At 30.7% G+C, this 15,913-nt stretch carries 15 protein-coding genes; all 15 read left to right on the forward strand.

Going from position 1 to position 15,913, the window contains the following annotated elements:
- Window positions 1–17: 17 nt before the first annotated feature.
- Entirely contained in the window at window positions 18–1,238 is a 1,221-nt protein-coding gene (locus ACNFIH_RS15815; RefSeq protein ID WP_426483849.1) for a glycosyltransferase family 4 protein, read from the forward strand.
- Window positions 1,222–2,256 carry a polysaccharide biosynthesis protein gene (locus tag ACNFIH_RS15820; RefSeq protein WP_035650381.1) on the forward strand — a complete coding sequence of 345 codons (1,035 nt, stop codon included), beginning with the start codon at window positions 1,222–1,224 and terminating at the stop codon, window positions 2,254–2,256. The genes ACNFIH_RS15815 and ACNFIH_RS15820 overlap by 17 nt, the downstream gene beginning before the upstream one ends.
- Entirely contained in the window at window positions 2,256–2,678 is a 423-nt protein-coding gene (locus tag ACNFIH_RS15825; protein ID WP_426483850.1) for a WxcM-like domain-containing protein, read from the forward strand. Before ACNFIH_RS15820 ends, ACNFIH_RS15825 begins: the two co-directional genes overlap by 1 nt.
- A gap of 8 nt (window positions 2,679–2,686) precedes the next feature.
- Complete coding sequence (locus ACNFIH_RS15830; RefSeq protein WP_426483851.1) at window positions 2,687–3,805, forward strand: NAD-dependent epimerase/dehydratase family protein; 1,119 nt, start codon at window positions 2,687–2,689, stop codon at window positions 3,803–3,805.
- Window positions 3,806–3,826: 21 nt separating this feature from the next.
- Window positions 3,827–4,966 carry a non-hydrolyzing UDP-N-acetylglucosamine 2-epimerase gene (gene wecB, locus ACNFIH_RS15835; protein WP_035650373.1) on the forward strand — a complete coding sequence of 380 codons (1,140 nt, stop codon included), beginning with the start codon at window positions 3,827–3,829 and terminating at the stop codon, window positions 4,964–4,966.
- A gap of 10 nt (window positions 4,967–4,976) precedes the next feature.
- Window positions 4,977–6,155, forward strand: coding sequence for a glycosyltransferase family 4 protein (locus ACNFIH_RS15840; protein ID WP_426483852.1), 1,179 nt, complete (start codon window positions 4,977–4,979; stop codon window positions 6,153–6,155).
- Between the two features lie 5 nt (window positions 6,156–6,160).
- On the forward strand, window positions 6,161–7,048 hold the full coding sequence (locus tag ACNFIH_RS15845) for an NAD-dependent epimerase/dehydratase family protein (RefSeq protein ID WP_426483853.1): 888 nt from the start codon (window positions 6,161–6,163) through the stop codon (window positions 7,046–7,048).
- Between the two features lie 34 nt (window positions 7,049–7,082).
- On the forward strand, window positions 7,083–8,060 hold the full coding sequence (locus tag ACNFIH_RS15850) for an MraY family glycosyltransferase (RefSeq protein ID WP_426483854.1): 978 nt from the start codon (window positions 7,083–7,085) through the stop codon (window positions 8,058–8,060).
- A 28-nt stretch (window positions 8,061–8,088) separates the two neighbouring features.
- Window positions 8,089–9,225 carry a DegT/DnrJ/EryC1/StrS family aminotransferase gene (locus ACNFIH_RS15855; RefSeq protein ID WP_426483855.1) on the forward strand — a complete coding sequence of 379 codons (1,137 nt, stop codon included), beginning with the start codon at window positions 8,089–8,091 and terminating at the stop codon, window positions 9,223–9,225.
- Between the two features lie 3 nt (window positions 9,226–9,228).
- Complete coding sequence (rfbC, locus tag ACNFIH_RS15860) at window positions 9,229–9,777, forward strand: dTDP-4-dehydrorhamnose 3,5-epimerase (protein ID WP_035650364.1); 549 nt, start codon at window positions 9,229–9,231, stop codon at window positions 9,775–9,777.
- On the forward strand, window positions 9,777–10,622 hold the full coding sequence (gene rfbD / locus ACNFIH_RS15865) for a dTDP-4-dehydrorhamnose reductase (RefSeq protein WP_426483856.1): 846 nt from the start codon (window positions 9,777–9,779) through the stop codon (window positions 10,620–10,622). Before rfbC ends, rfbD begins: the two co-directional genes overlap by 1 nt.
- Window positions 10,623–10,676: 54 nt before the next feature.
- On the forward strand, window positions 10,677–11,561 hold the full coding sequence (gene rfbA / locus ACNFIH_RS15870; protein WP_426483857.1) for a glucose-1-phosphate thymidylyltransferase RfbA: 885 nt from the start codon (window positions 10,677–10,679) through the stop codon (window positions 11,559–11,561).
- Between the two features lie 83 nt (window positions 11,562–11,644).
- A complete protein-coding gene (locus ACNFIH_RS15875) occupies window positions 11,645–13,612 on the forward strand; it encodes a polysaccharide biosynthesis protein (RefSeq protein ID WP_426483858.1) in 1,968 nt (655 codons plus the stop codon).
- A gap of 227 nt (window positions 13,613–13,839) precedes the next feature.
- Window positions 13,840–14,685, forward strand: coding sequence for an ABC transporter permease (locus ACNFIH_RS15880; protein ID WP_426483859.1), 846 nt, complete (start codon window positions 13,840–13,842; stop codon window positions 14,683–14,685).
- Window positions 14,686–14,687: 2 nt separating this feature from the next.
- Window positions 14,688–15,908, forward strand: a complete 1,221-nt coding sequence (locus tag ACNFIH_RS15885) for a polysaccharide ABC transporter ATP-binding protein (RefSeq protein WP_035650354.1) — start codon at window positions 14,688–14,690, stop codon at window positions 15,906–15,908.
- Window positions 15,909–15,913: the final 5 nt, after the last annotated feature.

Consider the following 15,913-nt stretch of genomic DNA (forward strand, 5'->3'; position numbering starts at 1 on the left):
ATGGTTAAATTTTTTATATGGTCAAATTAATTTTTCTTGGAGGACTTTTTCCTAATGAGTCTAGACGGGAAATAGAAAGTAAGAGTACTGGTGTTATCCAATATGCTGCAGATGCATTACAATGGGCAATTGTAACGGGATTAGATAATTATTATAGTCAAAATTTCAAATTGGTAAATTTGCCATATATTGGCTCTTTTCCTAAAAGATATAGTGATTTAAAAACTAAAACCTTTAAATTCTCACATATTAAAGGTGCCAACGATATTAATGTTGGATTTATAAATTTGCCTATTTATAAATTATATTCACGATTTTACCAAGCAAAAAAGACTTTGAAAAAAGTAATAGATAATGATAATACGATAATCATTATTTATGCTATTCATACGCCATTTATTAAAGCGGCGATAGATATAAAAAAAAATAATCCTTCTGTAAAGATTTGTCTGATTGTTCCTGATTTACCAGAATTTATGGACGATGACAAAAGTTTTATCCGAAAATATCTTAAAAATATTGAAAAAGGACTATTGAATAAATATCTTAAAGAAATTGATAGTTTTGTAGTTTTGTCTGATTACATGCATTTGCCATTGCAAATAAATAATAGGCCTTGGGTGAGAGTCGAAGGTATCTTTGAGCAAAAAACAGATAATATTGTTCTTGAAAAAGAACCGTTTAAGACTATTTTGTATACAGGAACATTAGCTAAGAGATATGGAATCTTAAATTTATTGGAAGCATTTTCTTTAATAAAAAATAATGATTATCGTCTTTGGATTTGTGGTGATGGAGATGCAAAAGAGGAATTAGAGTTAATGGCAAAGGAAGATTCTCGAATTAAGTATTTTGGGCAACTTTCCCGAGAAGAAGTTATAAAATTACAGAAGAAGGCGACTGTTTTGGTTAACCCAAGGATTTCTGAGGGTGAGTTTACAAAATATTCCTTTCCTTCTAAAACCATGGAGTATTTAGCTTCAGGAACTCCATGTGTTTTATATAGATTGCAAGGAATTCCTGAAGAGTATTTTGATTATTGCTATATGTCTGAAGAGGAGACACCTCTAGGATTGTACAAAACCATAATATTTGTATGTGAAAAAGAACAATCAGAATTAAATGAATTTGGTGAAAAAGCAAAAAGATTTATATTAGAAAATAAAAATCCTGAAATTCAGTGTAAAAAAATATATAACATGTTAAGTAAATTTGAATTAAATGAAAATACAAAATAAGACACTTCTTATAACCGGCGGTACAGGTTCTTTTGGACATGCTGTGTTAAATCGATTTCTTAATACAAATCATTTTAGTGAAATAAGAATTTTTTCTCGTGATGAGAAAAAGCAGGATGATATGCGAAATCAATTAAAAAATGATAAACTGAAATTTTATATTGGTGACGTAAGAGACTATAATAGTGTTGAACGTGCAATGAGAGGTGTTGATTATGTTTTTCATGCTGCTGCTTTAAAACAAGTTCCTTCATGCGAGTTTTTTCCATTAGAAGCGACAAAAACAAATGTCTTAGGAACTCAAAATGTTATTGATGCCGCTGGAGTAAATAAAGTTCAAAAAGTTATTTGCTTAAGCACCGATAAGGCCGCTTATCCTATTAACGCAATGGGAATATCAAAAGCTTTAATGGAAAAAGTTGCAGTTGCAGCATCAAGAAATTTAAATGAAACAACTGTTTGTCTAACTCGTTATGGTAACGTAATGGCATCAAGAGGTTCTGTAATACCTTTATTTTTGAAACAAATTAAAGAGAATAATCCGATTACAATTACAGATCCTAATATGACTCGTTTTTTAATGTCATTAGACGAAGCTGTAGAGCTCGTTTTATTTGCATTTGAAAATGGTAATCCTGGTGATTTATTTGTGAATAAAGCGCCAGCCGGAACCATAGGAGATTTAGCTCAGGCACTGAAAGAGTTGTGTAATGCTGATAACGAAATAAAAATAATTGGAACACGTCACGGTGAAAAATTATATGAAACTTTGTGTACTCGCGAAGAAATGGTAAAAGCGGAGGACATGGGAGATTTTTATCGTATTCCTGCAGATAATCGTGATTTGAATTATGCACAATATTTTTCTGAAGGAGAAGAAGATGTTTCTTTGATTGAAGATTATCATTCTCACAACACTGAACAACAAGGCGTAGAAGGAATGAAAAGACTATTATCAACACTTCCACTTATACGAAAAGAAGTATTTGGAGAAGATGTTGCTCAAATGCCCGGATAATGGATAGTAAGCCAAAATTGATTAACGGTAATTCTCATTCTGATCAAAGGGGAATTTTATTTTATAATAATGATTTTGATGCATCTTTAATTAAGAGAATCTATATTATAGAAAATCATAATCTTGAATTTAAGAGAGGTTGGCAAGGGCATAAAGTTGAGCAAAGGTGGTTTTCTGCTGTCAGTGGAAAATTTAAAATCCAGCTTATTAAAATTGATAACTGGGAAAAACCATCTGTTGATTTGGAAGTTTTTACTTATTTAATAGATTCTGAAAAATTAAATGTAGTACATGTTCCTAAAGGATATGTAAGTAGTATCCAGTCTTTAGAATTAAATTCTAAATTACTAGTGATGGCTGATTATTTAATGGGAGAAACTAAAGATGAGTATCGATATGATATTGAATATTTTAAAATCTAAATAAACTAATGTTAAAAGTAGGTATTACAGGCCAAGCAGGTTTCGTTGGAACACATTTGTATAACACAATCGGTTTATTTACCGAAGAGTTTGAACGAATCGAGTTTCAAAAAGATTATTTCGATAATAAAAATAAATTGGACTCATTTGTTGCACAGTGCGATGTTATCGTCCATTTAGCTGCCATGAATCGTCATAATGATCCACAGGTTATTTATGATACAAATGTGGGACTAGTGCAAAAATTAGTAGATTCTCTTACTGCTACAAATAGCAAATGTCATGTTCTTTTTTCTTCGTCAACTCAAGAGGAAAGAGACAATTTGTATGGGAAATCTAAAAAAGAGGGAAGAGAATTAATGATCAATTGGTCAAATAATTCTGAGGGACAATTTACAGGAATGATAATTCCTAATGTATTTGGCCCTTTTGGTCATCCCAATTATAATTCGGTTGTAGCTACTTTTTGCCACAAGTTATCCCACAATGAAACACCTGTAATTGAAGTAGATGGTGATTTAAAATTAATTTACGTAGGAGAATTGGTAGATAGTATTCTTTCTGAAATTAGAAGTAAGGAAGGAAAATCTGAAATTTTAGTGCCACATACATCAGAATCTAAAGTTTCGCAAATTTTAAGTTTACTTGAAATATATAAATCAGAATATCAGAAAAAAGGTATAATACCAAGTATCAACAATACTTTCGAATTAAATTTATTTAATACGTTTCGTTGTTATATGGATATCAAAAATCATTTTCCTGTAAAATTTGTTGAGCATACTGATCCGAGAGGCTCTTTTGTCGAAATTATTCGTTTAGGAGTTGGCGGGCAGGTTTCTTTTTCTACAACTGTTCCAGGTATTACTCGAGGAAATCATTTTCACACCAGAAAAATTGAGCGTTTTGCAGTAATTAAAGGGAAAGCCTTAATTCAGCTTCGCCGTATTGGTACTGATGATGTGTTTGATTTTTATCTTGACGGTAATGAACCAGCTTATGTCGATATGCCTATTTGGTATACACATAATATAAAAAATATTGGAGATGAAGTATTGTATACTAATTTTTGGATAAATGAATTTTATGATCCAAATGATCCCGATACCTATTTTGAAAACGTTTAAAAAATAATAATTTCTTATATAATGAAATCACAATTAAAAGTAATGACTGTCGTTGGGACAAGACCTGAAATTATTCGTCTTTCCAGAGTAATGGCGGCTTTAGATAATTCCGATGCAATTGAGCATATTATTGTTCACACAGGACAAAATTATGATTATGAATTAAATCAAATATTTTTTGATGATTTAGGAATTAGAAAACCTGACTTTTTCTTAAATGCGGCTGGAGCTACAGCAACAGAAACGGTAGGTCAAATTTTAATAAAAATAGATCCTTTATTAGAATCAGAAAAGCCGGATGCTTTTTTAGTTCTAGGGGATACAAATAGTTGTTTATGTGCTATTCCTGCTAAAAAAAGACATATTCCAATTTTTCATATGGAAGCAGGGAATCGTTGTTTCGATCAACGTGTGCCTGAGGAAACTAATAGAAAAATTGTGGATCACACTTCTGATATTAATTTAACTTACAGCGATATTGCGAGAGAGTACTTATTGCGTGAAGGTTTACCTGCTGATAGAATTATAAAAACAGGTTCTCCGATGTTCGAAGTTTTAAATCACTATTTACCTTCTATCGAGTCATCAGATGTTTTGAAGAGACTTGGATTAGAGGAAGGTAAATTTTTTGTAGTATCATCTCATAGAGAAGAGAATATAAACAGTGATACAAACTTTCAAGGCTTAATGGATAGTTTAAATCTTATTGCTGAAAAATACGATTATCCTATTATTGTAAGTACACATCCTCGAACACGAAATATGATCGAGAAGAAAAATATTCAAATGCATAAAAATGTGCAATTTTTAAAGCCACTTGGATTTAATGATTATAATGCTTTGCAAATGAGATCTTTTGCAGTATTGTCAGATTCAGGTACAATTTCTGAAGAATCTTCAGTATTGAATTTTAGAGCTCTTAATATTAGAGATGCACATGAAAGACCAGAGGCTATGGAAGAAACCTCTGTAATGATGGTTGGATTAAGTCCGGAGAGAATTTTGCAAGGATTAGTTCAGCTTCAATATCAAAAAATAGGAAAAGAAAGAAATTTTAGACCCGTAGCCGATTATTCAATGCCAAATGTTTCTGAAAAAATGGTGCGTATTATTTTAAGTTATACGGATTATGTGAAGCGTGTAGTTTGGAGAGAAATATAATTGTGTTATTGTGAATTGGATTATTTCTGAATTATTCTATCCCGATGAAGTTTCCACAGCTCAGATTCTTACTGATGTAGCTTTGCATAAAATCAATAAGGGACAAGTAAGCGTTATTTGCGGACCAATTGGTTATGAAAGTTCGTACAATATTCAAAATAAAGAGTTGGATAGTAGGATTACAATACATCGAATAGCACTTCCTGATTTAAATAAAAATAAGATTTTCGAGCGAATTTTAAGATTGCTGATTTTGACATTTAAGATGAGTTGGAAAATACTTGTCAAAGTGAAGAAAAATGACAATGTGCTGCTAACGACTAATCCTACTTTTTTAATTATTAGTATAGCTTTATTAAAAAAAGTCAAAAAATTTAATCTCGAAATCTTGGTTCATGATGTTTTTCCAGAAAACTTAGTTCCTGCAGGATTAATTGAAAAAACGAGTACTAAGTACAAGCTCCTTAGTAAACTTTACAATAATTCATTTAAATGCGCCGATCGACTTATTGTTTTAGGAGAGGATATGAAAGAGCTAATGCTGAAAAAGATATCTCCTGGTAATAGTAAAATAGACATCATTCCAAATTGGGCTGATAATGATATTTACCCTGTCTCTAATTTTAATATTTCAGAATATTTGCAAATAGATGTGGCGGATAAAATTGTATTTGGTTTTGCTGGAAACTTAGGACGCGTACAAGGTGTTTTAGAGTTCATAGAATTGTTTATAGAAGCTCAAAATCCTAATTGTGTTTTGATTATAATTGGAGATGGTGCACTGAAATCAGACATTCAAAACAAAATACAAGGAGAAAAAGTAAATAACATTTTTTACTTGGGAGCAAAGCCAAGAAAAGAGCAAAATTTATTTTTGAATGCATGTAATATTGGTTTAATTACTTTGTTAGAAGGTATGAAAGGTCTTGGAGTTCCATCTAAGACTTATAACTTGATGGCAGCAGGGAAACCACTTTTTTATATTGGTGACAATGATTCTGAAATCGACTTATATGTAAAAAAATATAATTGTGGATGGTCATTTTCATGGAATGAAAAAGAAAGTATTATTTCATTTTTAAAAAACATTTCTTTAAACGATTTAAAAAGCATTTCTGAAAAAGGAATAAATTCAGGTTTAGCTGCTGAAGCAAATTATAAGAAAGAAAAAGTTTTAAAATTATTCTAATTATCATGAATTGTTTATTAACAGGAGCAAGTGGGTTTCTAGGGAAAGCTATTGCAGTTGAGCTATCTAAAGAATATGAGCTTTTTAGCCTTTCCAGAACTTCAGGAGACTATAAGTTTTTTTTAGAAAAAGAAATACCTGTTTTTAAAGAAAAATTTGACCTTGTAATTCACTCTGCAGGGAAAGCGCATTCAGTGCCAAAAACAGAATCTGAAAAGGAGGAGTTCTATAAAACTAATGTTACTGGAACCTATAACTTATTGAAAGCGCTGGAGAAATCTGGATTGCCTAAGCAATTTGTTTTTATTAGTTCGGTTGCCGTTTATGGAAGAGAAGCGGGAACTGAAATAAAGGAAAGTGATGATTTAAATGCTAAAGACGCTTATGGTTTAAGTAAAATTGAAGCAGAAAAAATCATTACAGAGTGGTGTTCTTTAAATAATGTGGTTTGTACTATTTTGCGTTTGCCTTTATTGGTAGGGAAAAATCCTCCGGGCAATTTGGGCGCTATGATAAAAGCGATTCGAAAGGGGTATTATTTTAATATCGATGGAGGAAAAGCAAGAAAAAGCATGGTTTTAATTAAAGATGTTGCTTCATTTGTAACTGTAGTTTCTTCATTTGGAGGTGTATACAATCTGACAGATGGGATTCATCCTAGTTTCGATAAATTAAGTATGGCAATTTCTAATAAAAAGAAAATCAGTTTGCCTTTGGGATTAGCTAAATTTATTGGAAAAATAGGAGATCTTATTGGTGATAGTGCTCCAATCACTTCACGAAAAGTTAAAAAAATAACTTCAGATTTGACTTTTGATGATTCAAAGGCGCGCCAATTATTAAATTGGAAATCAGAATCAACTCTGGATTATCTAAATAAAGAGCGTTTATAAGTAAATATTATATTAAAGAGAAAAATACTGAATAATGCAATACTTAATTCTATTAATTGTTTTAATGATCATAATGTTACTTTATTTTAAAGTCGCAGATTATTTTAATATTATTGATAAACCTAACAATAGAAGTTCTCATACAGAAATAACATTACGTGGTGGTGGAATAATTTTCTGGTTTGCAGCTTTGCTTTATTTTGCACAAAATATTCAAATTAATTATCTCTTTTTTACTGGAATTACATTGGTTAGTTTGATTAGCTTTTGGGATGATATTCAAAGTTTGTCAAATAAGATGCGAATTTCGATTCATTTTCTTTCCATAAGTTTGATTTTCTTCGATTTGGGCTTGTTTAATTCAATTCCAATTTGGGGTGTTATAATTGCTTATGTTTTAGCTATAGGCTTGATAAACGCATATAATTTCATGGATGGAATTAATGGAATTACCGGACTTTATACTTTTACTGTAATGAGTTCTCTGCTGTATGTAAATACAAAAATTCAACTTTTTACAGATGGAAGTTTTATAAAATATGCAATGGTTGCAAGCTTGGTTTTTTTGTTTTTTAATTACAGGAAAAAAGCAAAATGTTTTGCTGGCGATGTTGGAAGTATTGCAATTGCTTTTTGGGTAATTTACCTTATTTTAAAGCTTATTCTTGTTACAGATTCTTTGATTTGGTTATTGTTTTTAGCAGTCTATGGAGTCGATGCAGTTTGTACAATTTTGCATAGACTTTATTTGAAACAGAATATTTTTGAAGCGCATCGATTGCATTTATATCAGATTTTAAGTAATGAATATGGATTACAACATAGAGTAGTTTCATTATATTATGCATTAATTCAAGCGGTTGTTTCTTTTTTTGTTATTGCTTTTTATCAAAAAGTTCAGATCGTAATTGTTTTTATAAGTGTGATTATTCCGTTGCTTTTTATTTATTCTTTAAAATTTTATTTGCTAACTAAAATCAAAAATAAAACGTGTCAAATAACTCCGGAATAAAAGAAAGTTATTTAAAATATTATTTATAATGAATAATACGAGAATTTACTTGTCATTATCTCAAGAAAGTGGTTTCGAGCAAGAGTATATTCAAAAAGCTCTTAAAACAAATTGGATTACTTCTGGCGGACCAAATGTTAATGAATTTGAGAATGAACTTCAAAATTATTTTGAAAATCAGTCTTTTATAGCGGCATTAAATTCGGGAACATCAGCGATACATTTGGCTTTAATTCTACTGGGAGTTAAAGAAGATGATGAAGTAATATGCCAAAGCATGACATTTGCTGCATCAGCAAACCCAATTTTATATCAAAAAGCGGTTCCTGTATTTGTTGATAGTGAAACTGAAACCTGGAATATTTGTCCCGAAAATCTGGAAATTGCTATTAAGGACAGAATACAAAAGGGTAAAAAACCAAAAGCAATAATAGCAGTGCACTTATATGGAATGCCTTATAAAATAGATGAAGTGCATGCCATAGCTGACAAGTATAGTATACCCGTTATTGAGGATAGTGCAGAAGCTCTTGGAAGCAGTTATAAAGGGAAAAAGTGTGGCAGTTTTGGGGCTTTTGGGATACTTTCTTTCAATGGAAACAAAATTATTACCACTTCAAGCGGAGGAGCATTAATTGCTAATTCAGAAGAAACAAAAGATAAAGCTATTTTTTATGCTTCACAGTCAAAAGATAAAGCAGTACATTATCAGCATAGTGAAATAGGCTTTAATTATAGAATGAGTAATATTTGTGCCGGTATTGGCCTTGGACAAATGAAAATACTACAAGAGAATGTTAATTTAAGAAGAGAAAATCATTTATTTTATAAAGAAATTTTTAAGGAGATTGAAGAAGTGGAATTCTTTGATGATTTAAATGAAGATTTTTTTTCGAATTATTGGCTTAATACGATATTATTAGAAACAGAAAGTCGAAGAGAAAATTTAAGGTTAGCTTTTGATAATGCAAATATAGAATGTCGTCCCTTGTGGAAACCGATGCACTTACAGCCACTTTTTGAAAATTATCCTTATTATGGCAACAAAATAGCAGAAAAATTATTTGAAAATGGCTTATGTTTACCATCTGGGTCAAATTTAACAAATGAAGATAAAATTAGAATTAAAGAAGTTATACATAATTTCTTTAACAAAGTAAAATAAAGCATGAAAATAGAAAAGACATTTATAAAAGACTTAGTAATTGTAGAGCCAACTGTTTTTGGTGATGAGAGAGGTTACTTTTTTGAAGCCTATAGTAAAACTAAATTTGAAGACTTAGGAATCAATATTGATTTTGTTCAAGACAATCAATCTTTTTCAAAAAAAGGGACTTTGAGAGGTTTGCATTATCAAAACCCGCCGTTTGCTCAAACAAAATTAGTTCGTGTTTTAGAGGGTGAAATTATTGATGTAGCAGTAGATTTGAGAAAAGATTCTCCAACTTTCGGAAAATCATTTACGGTTTTGCTTTCTGCTGAAAATAAAAAACAATTACTGGTACCACAAGGATTTGCTCATGGATTTTCGGTTATTAGTGAAACAGCTTCGGTAATGTATAAATGTGACCAATTTTACAATAAAGCTTCTGAAGGCGGAATCAAATTTGATGATCCTTCTTTAAATATTGATTGGGGAATGGATTTAAATGACGCAATTGTTTCGGAAAAAGATCAAGTTTTGCCTTTTATTGAAAATTGTAATAGTTTATTCTAATGAAAAAGATTCTAGTTACAGGAGCAACCGGACAGTTAGGGTCTGAATTGAAGGTTTTATCTGAAAATTATAAAGATTTTGAATGGATTTTTGCTGATCGAACTAAGATAACATTAGATAATCCAGATCTATTGAAAGTTCAATTAAACGATATTGCTCCGGATGTTATTTTTAATTGCGGTGCTTATACAGCAGTTGACAAAGCCGAAAGCGAGAAAGAAATAGCCTTTGCAATAAATCATGTTGGAGTCGAAATAATTGCAGTGTATTCATTTCAAAATAATGCTAAATTAATTCATGTATCGACAGATTATGTTTTCGACGGATTGTCATCTGTAGCTCTTAATGAAGAAGCAATAACAAATCCTGTCAATATATATGGCGAAAGTAAATTAGCCGGAGAAATTGCATGTACAAAAGAAAATCCGGATTCGATTATTATACGAACCTCTTGGGTGTATAGTAAATTTGGCAATAATTTTGTTAAAACTATGCGTCGTTTAATGGAGGAAAGAGACTCAATCAATGTAGTAAATGACCAAATTGGTTCTCCAACTTATGCAGCAGATTTGGCTCAGGTGATGATTGATATTCTGAAAAATCCAGAATGGGTTCCAGGTATCTACAATTATTCAAATGAAGGTGAAATAAGTTGGTATGATTTTGCGTTGGACATAAAAGAATTTGGAGGATATGAATGTAATGTTCAGGGCATTCCATCGATATCTTATCCTACTCCTGCAAAACGCCCAAAATATTCATTATTAGATAAACAGAAAATTAAAAAGGTTTATGGTTTAAATATTCCAGATTATAAGGTAAGTTTAAAAAAAATGATAGAATAATATCTTTCAATACGATCGAGAGATATTCAAAATTTAAAAATAAAATTTTAAGACATGAAAGGAATTATATTAGCAGGAGGATCTGGCACCAGATTGCATCCATTGACATTGGCCGTTAGTAAACAATTAATGCCTGTATATGATAAGCCAATGATTTATTATCCTTTATCAACTTTGATGATGGCCGGAATTAATGAGATCTTAATAATTTCGACACCTCATGATTTACCTCATTTTAAAAAGCTTCTTGGCGATGGAAGTACAATTGGCTGTAAATTCAGTTATGCAGAACAGGCAATACCTAATGGACTAGCACAGGCATTTGTAATTGGGGAAGAATTTATTGGTAATGATAAGGTAGCTTTAGTGCTTGGAGATAATATTTTCTTTGGAACAAATATGCAACACTTACTAAAAGATAATGCAGATCCTGAGGGAGGTGTTGTTTTTGCTTATCATGTTTCTGATCCTGAAAGATATGGTGTAGTGGAATTTGATGAAAATAAAAAGGCTATTTCTATTGAAGAAAAACCTATCGAACCGAAATCAAATTATGCTGTTCCAGGACTTTATTTTTATGACAATTCAGTTGTTGAAATTGCAAAGAACATTAAACCAAGTGCTCGTGGTGAATATGAAATAACAGATGTAAATAAGGTTTATCTTGAAAAAGGAAAATTGAAAGTAGGTATATTGAGCAGAGGAACCGCTTGGCTTGATACAGGAACTTTCAATAGTTTGATGCAAGCAGGACAATTTGTTCAGGTTTTAGAAGAAAGACAAGGTTTAAAAGTTGGATGTATTGAGGAGATAGCTTGGAGACAAGGCTTTATTAATGATGCCCAATTAGAAGAAATTGCAACTCCTTTAGTAAAATCTGGTTACGGAACTTATTTAATTGAGTTTTTAAAACAAAAAAGAAAAGGAGTTAAATTTTAATTTACTTACAGAAATAATTTTTTAAACGTTTAATTTGTATTTTTGTAAGACCTACAAATTTAGCGAAATCAAAATCATTGCAATTGAATACAGATAAACAGACCAAAGTAGCCGATTTGTTGTATAACTCCTTTTCACCTAGGAATCTAAGGGCGCACATTAATAACCTTAGCTATTTACCTAGATGGATAATTGTTGCAATAGATATCATGGTTTTGGTTTTTTCTTTTACCTTTACCTATATGCTGTTTGAGGGCACTGCGTTAGGCTATATCATTACCTCTCATGACTTTTACTTTGTTTCTAGTTTAATAATTGTAAACATATTCTTTTTCTGGCTATTTCGAACCTATTCAGGAATTATAAGACACTCTTCTTATATTGATGCCATAAAACTGCTTTTTTCACAAATGTCAGTTTTAGTGTTTTTTTTATTTTTCAATTTAGTTTTTGAATTATATACAGGACATAAAGCCTTCTTAAATACTGCTCTATTTATTAATTTGGTTTTATCTTTTTGTGGATTGTTTTTATATCGTGTAGTTGTTAAGCAAACTTTTGAGTTGTATTTCTCAGAAAAGGCTAACACAAAACTTATTAGAACAGTAATTTACGGAACTGATGCAAATGCGATTTCTGTTGCCAATGCATTAAAATTTGAAACGCCTTCCCGATTTAAAATAGTTGGATTTGTCGATAAAAACAATCAGAATGCATCAAAGAGGATGCTTGATCTGCCAATCTTAATCCTTAGAAAAAAGTTACCTGCTTTAATGCGATCCGTTGCTGCAGAAGGGGTTATTATTGCAGATAAAAGTTTGTCCAAAGATGAACAATTAATTATTGTTGATCAATGTTTGGAGTTTAACTATAGAGTTTATACTGTTCCATTGATTTCAGATTGGGAAAATCAAAAAGAAATTTCACAAAAAGTTAAAAATATTCAGATTGAGGATTTATTAGAAAGAAAACCAATCGTTCTTGACAGCAAATCAATCTCTAAACAGTTAAAGGATAAAACAATACTTATAACTGGGGCTGCAGGATCAATTGGAAGTGAAATAGTACGACAAGTTCTCGGATTTAATCCAAAAGTTGTAATCATTTTAGATCATGCTGAAACTCCGTTACATAACTTGTGCTTGGAAACATTTGCTACAAAAGCAGAAACAAAAATTGTAGCAGTAATTGCTGATGTGAAAAGTAAAAAAGCATTAGAAAAGGTTTTTAAAAATTATAATCCGCATGTTGTTTTTCATGCTGCAGCATACAAACACGTTCCTTTGATGGAAGAAAATCCATCACAGGCAATTTTGACAAATATAAAAGGAACTAAAAATTTAGCAGATTTGTCATGTAAATATCGTGTTAAGAAATTTGTAATGGTTTCGACAGATAAAGCAGTAAACCCAAGTAATGTCATGGGAGCGAGTAAACGCATTGCAGAGAAATATGTACAGTCACTCTTTTTAAAAAATCAAACTGAAAATAACGGAACGAGTACAAAATTTATTACAACCCGCTTTGGTAATGTATTAGGTTCAAACGGTTCTGTAGTTCCATTATTTACAAAACAAATTGCTGCAGGTGGACCTGTTACTATAACGCATCAAGATATTATTCGATATTTTATGACTATTCCTGAAGCTTGCCAGCTAGTTCTTGAAGCTGGAGCAATGGGTAATGGAGGTGAGATTTATATATTTGATATGGGTAAGCCAGTCAGAATTATTGATTTGGCTAAAAAAATGATCAAACTGGCAGGTTTTATTCCTGATAAGGAAATTAAGATAAAGATTGTTGGTTTAAGACCGGGTGAAAAACTATATGAAGAGTTATTAAATGATACATCTAAAACTTTGCCGACTTATCATAATAAAATTATGATTGCTCAGGAAATTCAGGATGAATATGAAAGTTTGCATACTGATATTGATGAGTTAATTGGTATTGCTGATTTTTATGACAATGATGATATTGTTGCAAAAATGAAAAAAATTGTTCCAGAGTTTAAGAGTATGAATTCTACTTTTGAAGTTTTGGATAAGTAAATACTATATAAAGTTGAATTTAATTTAAATGATAATTAAAAAGGTGTTTTTTAAAAACGCCTTTTTTGCTTTTAAGATAATTCGCAAACAAGTAAAAATCTTGTTAATTTGGCGAGATTTTTATTTTTGGATAGATGTCTTTAAATGTTAAAAATATTATTACTTTTCCGCCGTCAATCTTCATTAAAAGAAAAGTAAAATAATAAAGTAAAATTCTAATAATTTAAATGGAATTAAAAACCACAGTTTATCAAAAAACTAATACTAGTAAAATTGATAAACTTTTAAAAGAAAGCCTAAACGATATGTTTAGCTCTCGTTTTTTAGCAAAACAACTTGCTATTCGTGACATCAAAGCGCAATATCGTCAATCTTTTTTAGGCATAATCTGGGCATTTATAACGCCATTATCAACTGCTTTAGTTTGGATTATTTTAAGTAAGTCCGGAACAGTTAAATTATCAGATACTGGAGTTCCTTATCCTGTTTTTGTATTTGCCGGCACACTTTTATGGTCTATTGTTACAGATTCTATTAATGCACCAATGTCAAATACTAATGGAGCCAGAGGAATTCTTACCAAAATTAATTTTCCAAAAGAAGCATTAATTTTATCAGGAGTATATAAATTGATTTCAAATAGTATTGTTAAAATTCTTTTGTTATTGATTTTTTTAATAGTTTACGGTGTAGGATTTCATTCCTCTATTTTATTATTCCCATTAGCTTTTATAGGAATTATTTTTTTTGGAACCACTATTGGTTTGTTTATAACTCCTTTGGGAATGCTTTATAATGATGTCGGGAAAATAATTGGTATGGGGCTTAGTTTTTTAATGTATGCAACACCAGTTGTATACTCAATTCCAAAAACAGGATTGTTAAAAACATTAATGGAAATAAATCCTTTAACACCTTTGCTGCTAACTACTAGAAATTTATTGTTTGGACAAAATATAGATTATCTGGCTTATTACCTTGGAGTATTTGCTGTCTGTATTCCCTTATTTTTTGTAGGACTGGTTTTTTACAGAATTTCTATTCCGATAATTGTTGAACGTATGAGTGCCTAATTATGGAAGATAACGAAGTATTAGTAAAAGTAGAACATCTTTCTAAAAAGTTTTGCAAAGATTTGAAAACCAGCTTATGGTATGGATTAAAGGATTTATATGCCAATGTTTTAGGTAATAAAAATGATAATTCTGAATTGCGTAAAAAAGAATTTTGGGCAGTAAAAGATATTAATTTTGAATTAAGACGTGGAGAATGTCTAGGTTTGATTGGACATAATGGTGCAGGAAAATCTACTTTGCTGAAAATATTAAACGGACTGATAAATCCAGATTTAGGCAAAGTAACCATGCGAGGAAGAGTTTGTGCCTTAATTGAACTTGGAGCTGGCTTTAATCCAATTTTGACAGGAAGAGAGAATATTTATAATAATGGCGCCGTCTTAGGTTTTTCAAAAAATGAAATTAATTCAAAAATTGAAGAGATTATTGATTTTGCTGAAATTCGCGAATTTATAGATATGCCGGTACAAAATTACAGCAGCGGTATGAAAGTACGTTTGGGCTTTGCTGTTGCAGCTCAAATGGAGCCCGATGTATTGATTATTGATGAGGTATTGGCAGTTGGAGACGTTGGATTCATGCTAAAATGTTTTAATCGAATTGATGTTTTACTTAAAAATACCGCTATATTATTTGTATCTCATAGTATGCCTCAAGTTTCCAGAATGGTCAATCAAGTATTATTGTTGCATAAAGGCCAGACTGCATTACAGACTTATGATGTTGCGGCAGGTATTACAGAATATTATAATCAATTTAAAGTTGATATCTCTAAAGATTTTAAAACAGATAAAGTTTTAATTCAAGATTTAAAAATATATTCAGATGGCGTATGTCACGAAAATAATGATTCGATTATTGTTAGTGAAAACGCAAAATTTGAAATTGAAATTAGTTTGCATTTTTATGAATTAGTAAAAAATCCATCAGTTTATATTGCTTTATATGATGGAAGTCAGCGTGGCTTTGCTGAAATTTCAAATTTTAATGATTTTATAAAATACGATGAAGTTCAAGGTGAAATGAAAGTTGTTTTTAGTTTAGATAATTTGCCTTTAAGTCAGGGTAAATATTCTATTTCTATTGGAATCATGCATTTAAAAGATAATGTTAGAAATACACTGGCTAGATTTCAGTCAGTTATTGCATTTACGATTAATAGTGAAAATCATGGTTGGGTTCCTGTACAATTCAAGCCAGAATGGCGAAAAATTAAATAATTAAT

This window comes from Flavobacterium sp. 2 (genome assembly GCF_049949195.1).
In the GTDB taxonomy this organism is placed as follows: domain Bacteria; phylum Bacteroidota; class Bacteroidia; order Flavobacteriales; family Flavobacteriaceae; genus Flavobacterium.